The organism is Microbacterium sp. RURRCA19A (genome assembly GCF_900156455.1).
GTDB lineage: Bacteria > Actinomycetota > Actinomycetes > Actinomycetales > Microbacteriaceae > Microbacterium.
Genome location: NZ_FTNQ01000001.1, coordinates 617453 through 634767 on the forward strand (window position 1 = coordinate 617453; position 17315 = coordinate 634767).

Here is a 17315-nt window from a genome sequence, read left to right on the forward strand (position 1 = left end):
CGTCGACGCGATGACCGTCCTCGCTCCGACTCCGACCGCCCCCGGCGACGCCCGTCCGCGTCGCTGGGGGCGGCGCCGGGTCGTGGGCCTCGCGGCCCTGATCGTGGTGCTCGTGGTCGCCGCCGTGCTGTCGGTGACCTTCGGCGCACGCGATGTCGCACCGGCGGACGTCTGGGCGGGACTCACCGGTTCCACCGACACCGCGTCGGCCGCGGCCGTCGCCAAACGGGTCCCCCGTACGCTGCTCGCCATCCTCGTGGGCGGCGCGCTCGCCGTCTCCGGTGCAGTTCTGCAGGGGGCCACGCGCAACCCGCTCGCCGACCCGCAGATCCTCGGCATCAACGGCGGGGCCGCTCTCGCGATCGTGACCGGAATCGCATTCTTCGGTCTCGGTTCGGCCACTTCCTACGTGTGGGTGGGGATGGCGGGGGCCGGAGCCGCCGCCGTCCTCGTCTACGCCATCGGCTCCCTCGGCCGCGGCGGCGCGACGCCCCTGCGGCTGGCACTCGCCGGTGCGGTGACCGCGGTCGCCTTCAGTTCGTTGACCAGTGCCATCCTGCTGCCGAACACCGCCGTGATGAACGTCTTCCGGTTCTGGCAGGTCGGCGGTGTGGGGGGCGCGACCCCCGAGACGATCCTCCAAGTCTTCCCGTTCCTGCTGGTGGGACTGCTCATCTGCCTCGTGAGCGCCTCCGCGCTGAACACCCTGGCGCTCGGCGACGAGCTCGCCGCCGGGCTCGGCGCCCGCGTGCGCACCGCCCGCCTGGTCTCCTCCGCCGGCGCGGTGATCCTGTGCGGCGCGGCCACCGCCGTCGCCGGTCCGATCGGCTTCGTCGGCCTCGTCGTGCCGCACATGATCCGACTCGTCGTCGGCGTGGATCACCGCTGGCTCCTCCCGGTCTCCGCGCTCGGCGGTGCGGCCCTCCTCACCCTGGCCGACGTCATCGGACGCGTCGTCGCCCGTCCGGACGAGATCGAGGTCGGCATCGTCACCGCGCTCCTGGGCGCGCCGTTCTTCATCGCCCTGGTGCGTCGGCAGAGGATGCGAGCCCTGTGAGCGCGATCCTGACCCCCGCCGCCCCCTCGGCCCTGGCATCCGTCTCCTCCGGTCGGCGGCGCCGCCGCCGGCGCTGGGCGCTGGTCACCGGCATCCTGGCGGTGCTCGTCGTCGCCGCATTCGCGCTGTCGCTGATGCTCGGCCAGACCTTCTACTCCCCCGCCGAGGTGTGGGGCGTCCTCACCGGTCAGCGCGTCCCGGGCGCGTCCTTCACGGTGGGCGAGCTGCGGCTGCCCCGTGCCACGACCGCACTGTTCACGGGACTCTGCTTCGGGATGGGTGGCGTCGTGTTCCAGACGATGCTGCGCAACGCCCTCGCGAGCCCGGACGTCATCGGGATCAACACCGGCGCGAGCGCCGCCGCCGTCATCGGCATCGTGGTGCTCGGTCTCGGCGAGACCACGGTGTCGTTCCTGGCGATGGCCGCGGCCCTCGCCGCCGCCCTCGCGATCTACCTGCTCGCCTACCGCAACGGCGGGTCCGGGGCGCGGCTCATCCTCGTCGGCATCGGCGTCGCCGCGATGTGCCAGGCGGTGGTGTCCTACGTGATCGCCCGCGCCGCCGAATACGACCTCCCCGCCGCGATGCGCTGGATCACCGGCAACCTCAACGACGCCACCTGGGCCCGCGCGCTGCCCGTCGTCGGCGCGGTGCTCGTGCTGGGGCCCGTGCTGCTGGTCCTGGCCCGGCGACTCGAGATCCTGCGGATGGGCGACGACACCGCCGCCGCCCTCGGCCTTCCCGTCGAGCGCAGCCGGCTGCTGCTCATCGTCGCCGCGGTGGGTCTGCTGGCGTTCGGAACCGCGGCGGCGGGCCCGATCGCGTTCGTGTCGTTCCTGGCCGGACCGATCGCCGTCCGGGTCCTCGGGCCCGTGGGCTCGCCCGTCCTCCCCGCCGGCCTCGTCGGCGCCCTCCTCGTCCTCGTGGCCGACTACTGCGCGCAGTATGCGTTCGGTACGCGACTTCCGGTCGGCGTCATCACCGGCGTGCTCGGGGCGCCCTACCTCATCCACCTGCTCGTGCGCAGCAGTCGCTCCGGGGGGACCGCGCTATGACGACGCCCCCTCCCCGCACCCGCCCCGACGGAGAAGGACCCCGACGATGACCACCGAACGCACTCTCCACGCCGAGGGCGTCACCCTCGGCTACGGCGACCGCACCATCGTCGACGCGCTCGACCTCCGCCTGCCCCCGGGGCGGGTGACCGCGATCGTCGGCGCGAACGCCTGCGGCAAGTCGACGCTGCTGAAGGCGATGGCGCGGCTGCTCGCCCCGACGAGCGGTCACGTGCTCCTGGACGGCAAGGCCATCCACCGGATGCCGACGAAACAGGTCGCGCGCGTGCTGGGGCTCCTCCCCCAGTCACCGGTCGCGCCGGACGGCATCGCGGTGTCCGACCTCGTCAGCCGGGGACGGCATCCGCACCAGGGCGCCCTCGCCCGCTGGACGCGCGCCGACGACGCGGCCGTCGCGCGGGCGCTGGAGGCCACCGACACCGCGCACCTGGCCGACCGGCACGTCGACGAGCTCAGCGGTGGACAGCGCCAGCGCGTGTGGATCGCGATGGCACTCGCCCAGGAGACCGACGTCCTCCTGCTGGACGAGCCCACGACGTTCCTCGACATCAGCCACCAGATCGACGTGCTCGACCTGCTGACCGACCTGAACCGCGAACGCGGGACCACGGTCGCGATGGTGCTGCACGATCTCAACCTCGCCGCACGGTACGCCGACCACCTCGTCGCGATGGCCGGGGGCCGGGTGATCGCCGCCGGAGACCCCGGCGAGGTCATCACGGAGCAGACGGTGCGGGACGTGTTCGGACTGGACAGCCGCGTGGTCCCCGACCCGCTCACCGGCCGCCCCATGGTCATCCCGATCGGCCGCCATCACACGGTCGTCGAGCCGGAGCAGGCCCGGGCCTGAGGACCGGCCGGGCGACGCCCGACGCCCGAACGGGCGTCGGGCTGACCCTCACTCGGTGCGCTCGACCTGTCCGGCGCGCCAGTAGCCCATGAACGCCACGCGCTTGCGGTCGACACCGGAGCCCTGGACGAGGAGTCGTCGCAGCACCTTCACGGTCTGCGACTCCCCCGCGATCCAGGCGTAGAACTCGCCCTCGGCGTCGGCGGGGCTGTCCCACAGCAGCTCCACGTCGACGTCGATGTCGTCCAGCTCCTGCGGGCGCGGCGCGGCCGCGCGGGCGAGCACGTCTCCGGATGCCGCAGCCCAGGCCTCGACCGCCTCGATGAGGGCCTCCCCGTGCGGGCGGTCGTCCCGTGCGAGCCACTCCACGCGCGCGGAGCCGGCTGCCAGGGGAAGGGCGTCGTCGACGGTCGGGACCTCGATGAACGCGTCGACGACGAACCCGGGGCCGAGCCCCTCGAGGATCGCGCAGATCGCCGGAGCGGCGGTCTCATCCCCGGCGAGGAGCAGGCGCTGAGCGGTGCCGGGGTGGAAGTCGATGCCCTGCGCGGACTCGGCGCTGCGGGCGTCGGGCCCGACCACGAGGATCCGGTCTCCGGTCGTCGCGGCTTCGGCCCACGCTCCGGCGGGGCCGGCGTCGTGGTGCAGGACGAAGTCGATGTCGAGCTCGAGGGCCTCGGAGTCGATCCGGCGCACGGTGTAGGTGCGGAACGGCATCCGTTCCTCGTCGGGGAGGTCGCGCCACCGCGTGTACCACTCACCGTTGTCGATGGCGACGGGGTCGGTCTGGCCGATGTCGCACAGGGTGCCGTCCGGTCCGGGCAGCACGAGCTTCACGCGCTGATCGCGACGATCGGTACCGAAGACCTCGAAGTCGGGCGACGTGAAGGTGATGCGCGCGAAGTGCGGAGACAGTCGACGGGCCTCCTTCACCACGGCGACGTACGGGCGGTAGGCGGGACGCGTGGCTGTCTTCACGGGATAAGGATATCCTTACCTATCCTCGGATGCCACGCGGAGACGTCGCGAAAGGTCGCCGCCGAACTACCCGACGAGCGCGCCGATCCGCGCGATCGCCTCGCGCAGAACCTCCGGAGCACAGCCCACGTTGATGCGCACGTGCCCCACACCCTCCGCACCGAACAGCGGGCCGTGATGCAGCGCGACCTTCGCCTCGCGCCGTACGAACGGCGCCGGGTTGTCGCCCCAGCCGTAAGCGGAGACATCGACCCACGCGAGGAACCCCGCCTCGGGCACACGGTACCGCGCGAGCGGAAGGTGCTCGGCGAGCAGGTCGGCGAGCAGCCGACGGTTGTCGTCCAGCGCCACGAGGAGCTGTGCGAGCCACGCATCGCTCTCCGGGGCGAACGCGGCGCGGTTGGCGATGACCCCGAACAGCCCCGCCCGCCACTCGACCTCCCACGGCAGCGCCCGCACGACGGCAGCGGTCTCATCCGACCCCGTCACGATGACCGCGCACTTGAGACCGGCGAGGTTGTAGGTCTTGCTCGCGCTCGTCACGGTGTACCCGACGGCCGCCGCTTCGGGGGCGGCGTCCAGGAAGGGAATGAACACCGCCGGCGCGTGGGTCAGCGGCGCGTGGATCTCGTCGCTGACGACCGTGGCGCCGTAGCGGTGCGCGAGTCGCGCGAGCCCGGCGAGCGACTCGCGGGTGTGGACGGTGCCGGTCGGGTTGTGCGGGTTGCACAGCAGGACGGAGCGCGCACCCGCGGCCAGGGCCTGCTCGATCCCCTCGAGATCGAGCTCCCACCGCTCCCCCGTGTCGCGCAGCGGGACGCGCTCGACGACCGCACCCGCCTCTTCCACGGTGTCGTAGAACGGCGGGTACACCGGCGGCGTGACCACGACCCGGTCCCCCGGCGAGGTCACGGCGCGGAGCACCTCGACGACGCCCATCATGACGTCGCCGGTCCAGCGGATGCGCGCGGGGTCGGGGCGCCACGCCCACCGGCGCTCGGCGAAATCCGCGAAGTCGAGGTCGATGCCCGGCCGCGGCGGCGTGTATCCCGTGTCGCCGATCTCGACCGCGCGCGCAAGAGCGGCGGTGATCGCCGGGGCGAGCGGGAAATCCGTCTCGGCGACGAACATCGGGATCACGTCGTCCCCGTAAGATCTCCACTTCGTGCTCGAACGCTGTCGCAGCAGTTCGAGCGGCAGGGCTTGCAGAGGGCGGACGCTCATCCCGAAAGCCTAATGAGAGCCCCGGATGCCGAGGAATCCGGCGTCAGAGAGGGAAACACGAACGCCCACCCCGGTGGTCCCGGGATGGGCGTTCGATGAGCGTGTTCAGATCGCGAAACCGAGGGCGCGCATCATGTCGCGGCCGTCGTCGGTGATCCGTTCCGGACCCCACGGCGGCATCCAGACCCAGTTGATGCGGAAGCGGTCCACGACGTTGTCGAGGGCCTGGGCCGTCTGCTCCTCGAGGACGTCGGTGAGGGGGCAGCCCGCCGACGTCAGGGTCATGTGGATGACGAGCGCGTCGTTCTCGTCGTCCCACGCGAGGTCGTAGATGAGGCCCAGGTCGACGACGTTGATGCCCAGCTCGGGGTCCATGACGTCTTTGAGGGCCTCGGTGACCTCGTCGTACTTCTCGGGAGCGAGCGTTGCGGTCATGTAACGATCTTACGCGTCGACCGGCGCACCGGCCTCGAGGAAACGGTCGTAACCCTCTTCCTCGAGACGGTCGGCGAGCTCGGGGCCGCCCTCTTCGACGATCCGGCCCTTGACGACGACGTGGACGAAGTCGGGGCGGATGTAGCGGAGGATGCGGGTGTAGTGGGTGATGAGGAGCACGCCGAGATCGGTGTTCTCCTTCGCCCGGTTCACGCCCTCCGACACGATCTTGAGCGCGTCGACGTCGAGGCCCGAGTCGGTTTCGTCGAGCACCGCGATCTTCGGCTTCAGCAGCTCGAGCTGGAGGATCTCGTGACGCTTCTTCTCGCCGCCGGAGAAGCCCTCGTTGACGTTGCGCTGGGCGAACTTGGCATCCATCCGCAGGTTCTCCATGGCGCCCTTGACGTCCTTGGTCCAGGTGCGGATCGCCGGCGCCTCGCCGTCGATCGCGGTCTTGGCGGTGCGCAGGAAGTTCGTCACGGTGACGCCGGGGATCTCCACCGGGTACTGCATCGCGAGGAAGAGACCGGCACGCGCTCGCTCGTCGACGCTCATCTCGAGGACGTCCTCACCGTCGAGGGTGATGGAGCCGCTCGTGACGGTGTACTTCGGGTGACCGGCGATCGTGTACGCCAGGGTCGACTTGCCGGAGCCGTTGGGGCCCATGATGGCGTGGGTCTCGCCGGTGCGCAGCGTCAGCGTCACACCGTTGAGGATCGGGGTCGTGCCGGCATCCGTCTCGACCGTCACGTGGAGGTCGCGGATCTCGAGGACAGACATGGTGTTCCTTACTCGGTAGTTCGGGGAGTCGTGGAGGGCGCGGCCGTCAGGCCGACGCCTTGGTCACGGCGGGGTCGATGAGCACGTCGTCGCCGTCGATCACGACCTCGTACACGGGAACCGGCTCGAAGGCCGGGAGGTTCAGGGGGTGGCCGGTCCGCAGCGAGAACGCGGATCCGTGCGCCCAGCACTCGAGCGTCTCGCCCTCGACGAAACCGTCGGAGAGCGAGATGTCGCCGTGCGTGCAGACGTCGCCGATGGCGTGGACCTCGCCGTTGCCGTCGAGCACGACCGCCATGGCGACGCCGTCCACCTCGACCCGGCGGGCCTCGTCCTGCACGAGCTCGCTGAGCCCGCAGACGCGGGAGGCGCTCACGCCGCGGCTCCCTCGGCCAGCTCGCGCTCGATGGCCTCGATCAGCTCGGTCTCGAGCTCGGGGATGCCGATGCGCTGGACGATCTCGCTGAGGAAGCCGAGCACGACCAGACGGCGCGCCTCGCCCTCGGCGATGCCGCGGGCCTGCAGGTAGAAGAGCTGCTCGTCGTCGAAACGACCGGTCGCGCTCGCGTGTCCGGCACCCTGGATGTCGCCGGTCTCGATCTCGAGGTTCGGGATCGAGTCGGCGCGGGCGCCGTCGGTGAGCACGAGGTTGCGGTTGGCCTCATAGGAGTCGGTGCCGGTGGCATCCGGTCCGATGAGGACGTCACCGATCCAGACGCTGCGCGCGCTCTCGCCCTGCAGCGCGCCCTTGTAGAGCACGTCGCCGACGGTGTGCGGGCCCTTGTGGTGCAGGTAGACCTGCGACTCGAGGTGCTGACCGGCGTCGGCGAACGACAGGCCGTACAGGCGCCCCTCGGCACCGGGACCGGCCAGCTCCACCGACGGGTTGACGCGCACGACCCCGCCGCCGAAGCTCACCACGACATGGGTCAGCTTCGCGTCGCGGTCCACGCGCGCCTGGTGCGAGGAGGCGTGCACCGCGTCGTCGTCCCAGCGCTGCACCGAGACGACCGTGAGGTCGGCGCCGTCGCGGACGAGGATCTCGACGTTCTGCGCGTGATGGACGCTGCCCTCGTGACGGAGCACGACCGTGCCGCGCGAGTTCGGCTGCGCCTCGATCACGACGTGGGCGTGCGCGAGGCCGCCGGTACCGGTGAGGCGGACGACGATGGGCTCGTCCAGCTCGACGTTCGCGGGGATCCGCAGCAGGGGCGCCTCGGGCTCGTGGGCCCACGCCAACGCGGCGGGCAGGTCTTCCGGCCGGAAGTGCTCACCACGCGGGGCCTCCCCGACGGCGAGGCGCAGCTGCTCCACCGCGTCCGGGGCGGTCACCTCGACGCGCATGATGCCCTCGGGGCCCGCCTGGTCCACGAACAGCGGCGCGAGGCGGCTGATCGGGCTCAGCTTCCAGTTGACCTCACGGCCGGTGGGCGTGCCGAAGTCGGCGGGATCGAAAGAGGTCGGGCGCTCGGACCGCGTCTGGACGGGAACGACGGATGCCACGAGGGCGGCAGGATCGATATGACCCTCCGCCGCAGCGGCGGGGGTCTGGGTCGCAGTCGACATTTAGCCTACGGATCCTTCCATGCCCATCTCGATGAGCTTGTTGAGTTCGAGGGCGTACTCCATGGGGAGCTCGCGGGCGATCGGCTCGATGAAGCCGCGCACGATCATCGCCATGGCTTCGTCTTCCGGGAGCCCGCGGGACTGCAGGTAGAACAGCTGCTCCTCGCTGACCTTCGAGACGGTGGCCTCGTGACCGAGCTGGACGTCGTCCACGCGGATGTCGATCGCGGGGTACGTGTCGGAGCGAGAGATCGTGTCGACCAGCAGCGCATCGCAGCGCACGGTGTTCGCGGAGTGGTGGGCGTTGGCATCCACTCGGACCTCGCCGCGGTAGCCGGCGCGACCGCCACCGCGGGCGATGGACTTCGACACGATCGAGGACTGCGTGTACGGCGCCATGTGGATCATCTTCGCGCCGGCGTCCTGGTGCTGCCCGGGACCCGCGAAGGCGACCGAGAGCGTTTCGCCCTTGGCGTGCTCGCCCATCAGGTAGATCGACGGATACTTCATCGTCACCTTGGAGCCGATGTTGCCGTCGACCCACTCCATCGTCGCGCCCTCGTGCGCGACCGCGCGCTTGGTGACGAGGTTGTAGACGTTGTTCGACCAGTTCTGGATCGTCGTGTAGCGCACGCGGGCGTTCTTCTTCACGATGATCTCGACCACGGCCGAGTGGAGCGAATCGCTCTTGTAGATCGGGGCGGTGCAGCCCTCGATGTAGTGCACGTAGCTGTCTTCGTCCGCGATGATCAGGGTCCGCTCGAACTGACCCATGTTCTCGGTGTTGATGCGGAAGTACGCCTGGAGCGGGATCTCGACGTGCACGCCCTTGGGGACGTAGACGAAGGAGCCGCCCGACCACACGGCCGTGTTGAGGGCGGCGAACTTGTTGTCGCCGGCCGGGATGACCGTGCCGAAGTACTCCTCGAAGAACTCGGGATGCTCCTTGAGCGCGGTGTCCGTGTCCATGAAGATGACACCCTGCTGCTCGAGGTCTTCCCGGATCTGGTGGTAGACGACCTCGGACTCGTACTGCGCGGCCACGCCGGCGACGAGACGCTGACGCTCCGCCTCGGGGATGCCGAGCTTCTCGTACGTGTTCCGGATCTCCTCGGGGAGGTCCTCCCACGACTGCGCCTGCTTCTCGGTCGAGCGCACGAAGTACTTGATGTTGTCGAAGTCGATCTCCGACAGGTCGGCACCCCACGTGGGCATGGGCTTGCGGCCGAAGAGCTGATAGCCCTTGAGGCGCGTCTTCAGCATCCACTCGGGCTCGGACTTCAGGGCGGAGATGCCCCGGACGACGTCTTCGTTGATACCGCGCTGCGCGATCGCGCCCGCGGCATCCGTGTCGTGCCAGCCGAACTCGTATTGCCCCAGGCCCTCGAGCTCTGGTCGGTCGATGAGTACATCGGACATGGTGGTCACTCTCCTTCTCGGGCCGCAACGGTGTCATCCGCCCCGGCATTCCGCGACGGACTCCGGTCGGAGTCACAGGAACGTCGCTGGTGGGCCCGCTCGAAGGCGCTGGCTGCGCGCCTAGACTGTCAGAGGTGCGAGGCGCGCGAGCGCTGCACCGGAAGACCCTTCGATTCTACAGGCAACGCCCGCTCCCGGCACGGCACGCGCAACCCTCGCGGCCCGCCCGAGCGCCCCGCCGCCAGGAGGCTGCGCGCATGTCCACCGCTTCGTCCCCCCGCGTCCTCCGACGCGTCGTCGACTGGCTGCCCGCGACGATCGACCGTCGCGTCCGCGTCCTCGCGTGGCTGTCCTTCGTGGCGGAGGTGCTGATCATCGGCACGGGCGGCGCCGTCCGGCTGACCGGATCGGGCCTCGGCTGCCCCACGTGGCCGCGCTGCACCGCCGACTCGCTCGTGAACACCCCCGAGATGGGGATCCACGGGATCATCGAATTCGGGAACCGGACGCTCACCGGCCTCGTCGGCATCCTGGCCCTCGCCGTCCTGGTCCTGATGTGGCGTCTGCGCCACGAGCGGCGCGCGATGTTCATCCTCGCCGCCGTCGTGCTCGGCGGGATCGTCGCTCAGGCCGTCGTCGGCGGCATCACGGTCCTCACGGGCCTGAACCCCTTCATCGTGGGCTTCCACTACATCGCCTCGGTCGCACTCGTCACGGTGTGCGCGGCGTTCCTCACGCTCATGTACCTCCCGGCCGGGCCGCGCGAGCGCGTCGTCCCCGCCTGGTTCGCGGGACTGGTGCACGCCACCACCGGCGTACTCGCCCTCACCGTCGTCTTCGGCGTCCTCACCACGGGCGCCGGTCCCCACTCGGGCGACGCGGCGGCGGTGCAGCGCAACGGCTTCGACGCCGAAGTCCTCGAGCACGTGCACTCCTGGCCCGGCTACGCCCTGTTCGCCCTGACCCTCGTGATCGTGGTGCTCGCGTGGCGTCTGCAGCTGCCCGTGCGGCGCTGGGCGACCGCCCTGCTCGCGGTGGAGGTGGTGCAGATCGCGGTGGGCCTCTACCAGGCGCGCAACGGCCTGCCCGAACTCGCCGTCGGCGTCCACATGGTGCTCGCCGCCCTCGCCGCCGCGGCCATGACCGTCGTCGTGCTCCGCCTGAAGGCTCCCGCTGCGGCGCCCCGCACCGACGCGCGCGACACGGTGTCCGCAGCGCGGCGCTGACCCTAGCCCCTCATAGGGGATTCATCGAGGGCCCAGAGGCGACGCACCGATCAGTGCGAGACTGTGGACGCTCCGGTGCCGACCGCGCCCGGAGATCGAAGGAGTTCTTCCATGCAGACCCGCCCCCGCCTGGTGACCAGCATCCCGTTCTGGGTGCTCCTGGTGCTATCCCTGGCCTCCGTGATCGGCGGACTGGTCATCGTCTTCCAGCAGATCGACGCGATGCAAGCGGTGCTGAACGACCCGAATGCGACCGTCGTCACGGTCTACGTCGCCCAGTCGTGGGCGATCGTCGGCGCCGCCGTGATCGGCGCCGGCGCCATCGGACTCGTCGCGACGCTCGCCGTCGCCGCCGTGGTGTCCACGCGCCCGCGCGCCGACGTCGCGGTCGAGACGATCGACTGGACCAGCGACGACGAGAGCGCGCCGTTCGTCGCCGCTCCCAGCGTGGCCGCTCCCAACGTCGCCGCCGCGACGACGACCGCCCCGGCCGCCCCCCTCGTCCTCGAGGATGCCGACATCGAGACCCCGTCGGACGCTCCGGCTCCCGCCGAGGCCGCCGCGGCGAGCCACGACGCCCCGAAGCTCGACACGGGCGACGAGACCCCGCGCGCCTGATCGCCCCGCACGACGCGAAACGCCCGCTCCCTCACGGGGGCGGGCGTTTTCGCGTGGACCGGGTGGGCTCAGAACGGGAGGAGCGGGTCGACCGCGATCGCCACGAAGAGCAGTGTCAGATAGGTGATCGACGCGTGGAACACGCGCATCGGGCGGGGCTCTCCGCCCTGCACGGCGCGCGAGTAGAGGCGGTGCGACTCGTAGACGAACCAGCCGCCGAAGACCAGCGCGGACACGCTGTAGACCAGACCCATGGATGCCACGGGGATCAGCAGCAGCGAACACGCCACCGTCGCCCAGGCGTACAGGATCACCTGCAGTCCGACCTGCGACCCGCTGCGGGTGGCACCCAGCATCGGCACGTCGACGTCGTCGTACTGGTCGGCGTACTTCATCGACAGCGGCCAGTAGTGCGGCGGCGTCCAGAGGAACACCAACGCGAAGAGGATGAACGGCGCCCACGAGAGCGAGCCCGTCACGGCGGACCAGCCGATGAGCACCGGGAAGCAGCCCGCGATCCCGCCCCACACGATGTTCTGCTCGGTGCGGCGCTTGAGGATCATCGTGTAGATCACGACGTAGAAGAAGATGGCCGCCGCCGACAGGCCGGCCGCGAGCGGGTTGGTGAACACCCAGAGCCACACGGTGGAGACCGCGGCCAGGGTCCAGGCGAACGTCAGCGCGCCGCGGGGCGACACCTCGCCGGTGACGAGCGGCCGGTTCTCGGTGCGCTGCATGTGCGCGTCGATGTCGCGGTCGAGGTACATGTTGAACGCGGCCGCCGAACCGGCGCTCAGCGAGCCGCCGATGACGGTCGCGAAGATGAGCCAGATGTCGGGCAGACCGCGCGCGGCGAGGATCATGACCGGGACGGTCGTGACCAGCAGCAGCTCCAGCACACGAGGCTTCGTCAACGCGACGTAGGCGCGGACCGTGCGTCCGAGAGAGCGGCGATCGGTCGTCGCAGTGACGTGCGACGTCGTCGAGATGTCCATCGTCCCCCGGGGTAGAGCGTGCGAATCCCTCCGATTCTATGGCATCCCCACCACACCTCCGGCCGACTGTCGACCCCCTCGGGAACAGTCTCGGGCGTTCGCACGTTCTCGGTATGCTGGCGATGAACGCGCGCCCCGCGCCGACCACCCCACCCCACTCCCGCTCCTACGGCGTCGAGTGCGGCGTCGGATCGTGACCCGGGCGCAAAGTGACGAGAAAGGCACCGTGTTGTCGGACTTCGAATGGGATGAGATCGATCGGCGCGCGGTGGACACCGCACGCGTTCTGGCGGCGGATGCCGTCGAGAAGGTGGGGAACGGACACCCCGGCACCGCGATGTCTCTCGCACCGGCCGCTTACCTGCTCTACCAGCGCGTCCTGCGCCACGACCCGGCCGACACGCACTGGCCCGGCCGCGACCGCTTCATCCTCTCGGCGGGGCACTCCTCGCTGACGCAGTACGTCCAGCTCTACCTCGGCGGGTTCGGCCTCGAGCTGAGCGACCTCGAGGCGCTGCGCACGTGGGGATCCCTCACTCCCGGCCACCCCGAGTACGGTCACACGGCGGGCGTCGAGATCACCACCGGCCCCCTCGGCCAGGGTCTCGCCTCCTCCGTCGGGTTCGCGTACGCCGCCCGCTACGAGCGGGGTCTCTTCGACGCCGAGACCCCTGCCGGCGAGAGCCCCTTCGACCACTACGTCTATGTGATCGCCGGTGACGGCGACCTCCAGGAGGGCGTGACCAGCGAGGCCTCCTCGCTCGCCGGCCACCAGGAGCTCGGCAACCTCATCGCGATCTACGACTCCAACCAGATCTCCATCGAGGACGACACCAACGTCGCCTTCACGGAGGACGTCGCGAAGCGCTACGAGTCCTACGGCTGGCACGTCCAGACCGTCGACTGGAAGAAGACCGGCCAGTACGTCGAAGACGTCGCCGAGCTCCACTCCGCGATCGAGGCCGCCAAGGGCGAGACGAGCAAGCCCTCGCTCATCATCCTCAAGACGATCATCGGGTGGCCCTCCCCCGGCAAGCAGAACTCCGGCAAGATCCACGGCTCCGCGCTGGGCGCCGACGAGCTGAAGGCCACGAAGGAGGTGCTCGGCTTCGACCCCGAACAGCACTTCGCGGTCGCCGACGACGTCATCGCCCACACCCGCGAACTGGTGAAGCGCGGCGAAGCCGAAAAGGCCGCCTGGCAGCAGAAGTTCGACGCCTGGGCCGAAGCGCACCCCGAGCGCAAGCAGCTGTGGGATCGCCTGCAGGCGCGCGAGCTGCCCGCCGGCATCGCCGACGCCCTCCCCGCCTTCGCGGCCGGCAAGGACGTGTCGACCCGTGCCGCTTCGGGCACCGTGATCAACGCCCTCGCCGCCGAGCTCCCCGAGCTGTGGGGCGGTTCGGCCGACCTCGCCGAGTCCAACCTGACCACGATCAAGGATGCCAAGTCCTTCATCCCGACCTCGTGGTCGACGCACGAGTGGTCCGGCGACCCCTACGGCCGGGTGCTGCACTTCGGTATCCGCGAGCACGCGATGGGCGCGATCCTCAACGGCATCGTGCTCCACGGCCCGACGCGTCCGTTCGGCGGCACGTTCCTCATCTTCAGCGACTACATGCGCCCGCCGGTGCGTCTGGCCGCCCTGATGAACATCCCCACGATCTTCGTCTGGACGCACGACTCGGTCGCCCTCGGTGAGGACGGTCCGACGCACCAGCCGATCGAGCAGCTCGCGACGCTCCGCGCGATCCCGAACTTCACGATGGTGCGTCCGGCGGATGCCAACGAGACCGCGGTCGTGTGGCTCGAGATGCTGCGCCGCACCGCGGGCCCCTCCGGCATCGCGCTCACGCGTCAGAACATCCCCGTGTTCGAGCGCGGCGAGGGCGCGGCTTCGGGCGACGAGTTCGCCTCCGCCGAGAACGCGGTCAAGGGAGCGTACGTGCTGGCCGAGGCGGCAAACGGCGAGCCCGACGTCCTCCTCATCGCCACCGGCTCCGAGGTGCAGCTGGCCGTCCAGGCCCGCGAGACGCTCGCCGCCGAGGGCATCCACGCCCGCGTCGTGTCGGCGCCGTCGCTGGAATGGTTCGCCGAGCAGGACGAGGCGTACCGCGAGTCCGTGCTGCCCTCCTCCGTGAAGGCGCGCGTGTCGGTCGAGGCCGGCTCCGCGCTCAGCTGGCACGGCATCGTCGGCGACGCCGGACGCTCGGTCGCGATCGAGCACTTCGGCGCGTCGGCCGACTACAAGACCCTTTTCCAGAAGTTCGGCATCACGGCTGAGGCCGTCGTCGAGGCTGCGCGCGAGTCGCTCGCCGCGGCCCAGAAGTAACCCGAGGAGAACAGACACATGAGCACTCCCACCGAAGACCTGTCCGCCGCGGGCGTCAGCATCTGGCTCGACGACCTCTCGCGTCAGCGCATCCAGTCCGGCAACCTCGCCGAACTCATCCAGTCCCGCAACGTCGTCGGCGTGACCACCAACCCGACGATCTTCGCCGGCGCGCTCTCGAAGGGCGAGGCGTACGAGGGTCAGGTCCGCGAGCTCGCCGCCCAGGGCGCCGGCGTCGACGAGGCGATCTTCTCGATCACGACCGACGACGTGCGCGACGCCTGCGACATCTTCCTCCCCGTGTTCGAGTCCACCGGCGGCGTCGACGGCCGCGTGTCGATCGAGGTCTCCCCCGACCTCGCCCACGACACCGAGGCGACCGTCGCGCAGGCGAAGGACCTGTCCGCGCGGGTCGACCGCCCGAACGTCCTCATCAAGATCCCCGCGACCAAGGCCGGCCTCCCCGCCATCACCGAGGTCATCGGCGCGGGCATCTCCGTCAACGTCACGCTGATCTTCAGCCTCGAGCGGTACGCCGAGGTCATCGACGCCTACCTCGCCGGAGTCGAGAAGGCCCGGGACGCAGGGCACGACATCTCGACCCTCCAGTCGGTCGCGTCGTTCTTCGTCTCGCGCGTGGACACCGAGGTCGACAAGCGCCTCGCCGCGATCGGCACCGACGAGGCCGCCGCCCTGAAGGGCAAGGCGGGTCTCGCCAACGCGCGCCTGGCGTACGAGCTCTACGAGCAGAAGTTCGCCGAGGACCGCGCGAAGGAGCTCCTCGCCGCCGGTGCGACGGTCCAGCGTCCGCTGTGGGCCTCGACCGGCGTCAAGGACCCGGCGCTGCCCGACACCCTCTACGTGACCGAGCTCGTCGCGGCGGGCACGGTCAACACCATGCCCGAGAAGACGCTCGAGGCGACGTTCGACCACGGTGTCATCACCGGCGACACCATCACCGGTGCGTACGCCGAGGCCCACGAGGTCTTCGACCAGCTCGCCGCGGTCGGCGTCGACTTCGCCGACGCGACGCAGGCGCTCGAGGACGAGGGCGTCGAGAAGTTCATCGCCTCGTGGCACGAGCTGCAGCAGACCGTCGCCACCGCGCTCGAGGCCGGAAGCGCCCAGGCCGCGAAGTGACGTTCGCCGTCAAGGTCACCGGCCACGTCGAGTCGGTCGTCCACGCCGAGCTCCCGGCGCTGGTCGATTCGCTCGTCGCGTCCGGCATCACGGCCGGGGACTCCAGCCTGTGGGGTCCCGCGGCCGAGGATGAGGCATCCCGTCGGCTCGGGTGGGTGCAGGCGGTCTCCGTCTCGCGTCCGCTCGTGCCCGAGATCACCGCCCTGCGCGACGAGTTCGTCGCGCAGGGCGTGACCCGCGTCGTGCTGGCCGGGATGGGCGGCTCGTCGCTCGCGCCCGAGGTGATCGCGCGTTCCGCCGGTGTGCCGCTGGTGATCCTCGACTCGACCGCGCCCGGCCAGGTCCTCGCCGCCATCGACGGCGACGCCGAAGCCGGCGGGCTGCGCGAGACCGTGCTCGTCGTTTCGAGCAAGTCCGGGTCGACCATCGAGACGGATTCGGCCCGGCGCGCGTTCGAGGCCGCCTACCGCGACCTCGGCATCGACCCCGCGGAACGCATCGTCGTGGTGACCGACCCCGGCTCGCCGCTCGATCAGGCGGCGCGCGCCGACGGGTACCGCGTCTTCACCGCCGACCCCACCGTCGGCGGCCGTTACTCGGCGCTCACCGCCTTCGGGCTCGTGCCGGCGGGTCTCGCCGGCGTCGACATCGACGACCTGCTCGACGAAGCGGATGCCACCCTCCTCGAGGTCGCGATCGACTCGCCGGAGAACCCGGCGCTGGTCCTCGCGGCGGCGATCGCGGGCGGCGGCGCATCGCGCCGCGACAAGCTCGGGCTCGTCACCGACGGCAGCCACCTTCCGGGGCTCCCGGACTGGATCGAGCAGCTCGTCGCCGAGTCGACCGGGAAGGACGGGACGGGGATCCTCCCCGTCGTCCTGCTGCCCGTCTCCCCCGAACTCGAGTCGAAGCCCGCCGACCTGCAGGTCGTGCGCTTCGTCGATCACGCCGACGCGTTCCACCTGTTCGACCGTCACGAGGGCGAGATCCTCGTGAGCGGCTCGCTGGGCGCCCAGTTCGTCGTCTGGGAGTACGCGACGGCGATCGCCGGGCGCCTGCTCGGCATCGACCCGTTCGACCAGCCCGACGTGGAGGCGGCGAAGGTCGCCGCGCGCGGTCTGCTCGAGGAGCGTCCGGAGCCGGCGGCACCGGCGCTCGTGCTCGACGGCGTCGAGGTCCGCGTGTCGGACCCCGCACTGGCATCCGGGGGCACGCTCGCCAGCGTGCTCGACGCCCTGTGGGCGCTCGTCCCGGCCGACGGCTACGTCAGCGTCCAGGCGTACGTGAACCGCCTCGATGTCCCGCAGCTCGCGGGACTGCGAGAGCTCGTCGCGGCCGACTCCGGTCGCCCGACGACATTCGGGTGGGGACCCCGGTTCCTCCACTCGACGGGCCAGTACCACAAGGGCGGACCCGCCACCGGCGTCTTCCTTCAGATCACCGAACGCACCGACGTCGACCTCGAGATCCCCGGTCGCCCGTTCACGTTCGGTCAGCTCATCAACGCACAGGCCGCGGGCGACGCGAGCGTGCTGGCGGAGGGCCACGGCCGTCCCGTCGTCACGCTCACGCTCACCGACCCGCAGGTCGAGGTGCTCTCACTCTTCGAGGCGGCGCAGTAG

General features: G+C 70.6%; 16 protein-coding genes. 8 read left to right on the plus strand and 8 right to left on the minus strand.

Features of this window, described 5'->3' with window-relative positions; all coding sequences use genetic code 11:
* The first annotated feature begins 10 nt into the window (after positions 1-10).
* Genes BW982_RS03015 through BW982_RS03025 form a run of 3 tightly spaced genes read left to right on the plus strand, consistent with a single transcriptional unit; the run spans position 11 to position 2983 of the window.
* Positions 11-1057 (plus strand): FecCD family ABC transporter permease, encoded by a 1047-nt coding sequence (locus BW982_RS03015; protein ID WP_076490595.1) that lies wholly within the window; start codon positions 11-13, stop codon positions 1055-1057.
* Positions 1054-2112 carry a FecCD family ABC transporter permease gene (locus BW982_RS03020; protein WP_175611013.1) on the plus strand — a complete coding sequence of 353 codons (1059 nt, stop codon included), beginning with the start codon at positions 1054-1056 and terminating at the stop codon, positions 2110-2112. The genes BW982_RS03015 and BW982_RS03020 overlap by 4 nt, the downstream gene beginning before the upstream one ends.
* Before the next feature lie 46 nt (positions 2113-2158).
* Positions 2159-2983: an ABC transporter ATP-binding protein gene (locus tag BW982_RS03025; RefSeq protein ID WP_076490596.1), complete on the plus strand. Its 825-nt coding sequence runs from the start codon at positions 2159-2161 to the stop codon at positions 2981-2983.
* A 48-nt stretch (positions 2984-3031) separates the two neighbouring features.
* Here the strand turns inward: BW982_RS03025 and BW982_RS03030 are convergent, their stop codons facing one another.
* The 7 genes from BW982_RS03030 to sufB form a co-directional block, all read right to left on the minus strand.
* Complete coding sequence (locus tag BW982_RS03030) at positions 3032-3961, minus strand: siderophore-interacting protein (protein ID WP_076490597.1); 930 nt, start codon at positions 3959-3961, stop codon at positions 3032-3034.
* A 66-nt stretch (positions 3962-4027) separates the two neighbouring features.
* Entirely contained in the window at positions 4028-5185 is a 1158-nt protein-coding gene (locus BW982_RS03035; protein WP_076490598.1) for a MalY/PatB family protein, read from the minus strand.
* Between the two features lie 105 nt (positions 5186-5290).
* Positions 5291-5620, minus strand: a complete 330-nt coding sequence (locus BW982_RS03040) for a metal-sulfur cluster assembly factor (RefSeq protein ID WP_013586729.1) — start codon at positions 5618-5620, stop codon at positions 5291-5293.
* Between the two features lie 9 nt (positions 5621-5629).
* Positions 5630-6400, minus strand: coding sequence for a Fe-S cluster assembly ATPase SufC (gene sufC / locus BW982_RS03045; RefSeq protein WP_063257896.1), 771 nt, complete (start codon positions 6398-6400; stop codon positions 5630-5632).
* A 46-nt stretch (positions 6401-6446) separates the two neighbouring features.
* A complete protein-coding gene (locus tag BW982_RS03050) occupies positions 6447-6776 on the minus strand; it encodes a non-heme iron oxygenase ferredoxin subunit (protein ID WP_076490599.1) in 330 nt (109 codons plus the stop codon).
* Positions 6773-7966: a Fe-S cluster assembly protein SufD gene (gene sufD, locus BW982_RS03055; protein WP_076490600.1), complete on the minus strand. Its 1194-nt coding sequence runs from the start codon at positions 7964-7966 to the stop codon at positions 6773-6775. The genes BW982_RS03050 and sufD overlap by 4 nt, the downstream gene beginning before the upstream one ends.
* Positions 7967-9385, minus strand: a complete 1419-nt coding sequence (gene sufB, locus BW982_RS03060; protein WP_076490601.1) for a Fe-S cluster assembly protein SufB — start codon at positions 9383-9385, stop codon at positions 7967-7969.
* Between the two features lie 257 nt (positions 9386-9642).
* Between sufB and BW982_RS03065 the strand changes: the two genes are divergently transcribed.
* The gene (locus tag BW982_RS03065; RefSeq protein ID WP_076490602.1) at positions 9643-10611 is read left to right on the plus strand and encodes a COX15/CtaA family protein; all 969 of its coding nucleotides are present in this window, start codon (positions 9643-9645) and stop codon (positions 10609-10611) included.
* A gap of 111 nt (positions 10612-10722) precedes the next feature.
* Entirely contained in the window at positions 10723-11229 is a 507-nt protein-coding gene (locus BW982_RS03070) for a hypothetical protein (RefSeq protein WP_076490603.1), read from the plus strand.
* Between the two features lie 68 nt (positions 11230-11297).
* On the opposite strand, the gene BW982_RS03075 is transcribed toward BW982_RS03070, so the two are convergent.
* Positions 11298-12224 (minus strand): heme o synthase, encoded by a 927-nt coding sequence (locus BW982_RS03075; RefSeq protein WP_076490604.1) that lies wholly within the window; start codon positions 12222-12224, stop codon positions 11298-11300.
* Positions 12225-12453: 229 nt separating this feature from the next.
* On the opposite strand from BW982_RS03075, the gene tkt reads away from it, so the two are divergent.
* From tkt to BW982_RS03090, 3 genes are read left to right on the plus strand one after another with little or no spacing between them, the layout of a single operon-like run.
* On the plus strand, positions 12454-14553 hold the full coding sequence (gene tkt / locus BW982_RS03080; RefSeq protein ID WP_076491803.1) for a transketolase: 2100 nt from the start codon (positions 12454-12456) through the stop codon (positions 14551-14553).
* A gap of 18 nt (positions 14554-14571) precedes the next feature.
* Positions 14572-15693, plus strand: coding sequence for a transaldolase (gene tal, locus BW982_RS03085; RefSeq protein WP_076490605.1), 1122 nt, complete (start codon positions 14572-14574; stop codon positions 15691-15693).
* Positions 15690-17315 (plus strand): hypothetical protein, encoded by a 1626-nt coding sequence (locus tag BW982_RS03090; protein ID WP_076490606.1) that lies wholly within the window; start codon positions 15690-15692, stop codon positions 17313-17315. Before tal ends, BW982_RS03090 begins: the two co-directional genes overlap by 4 nt.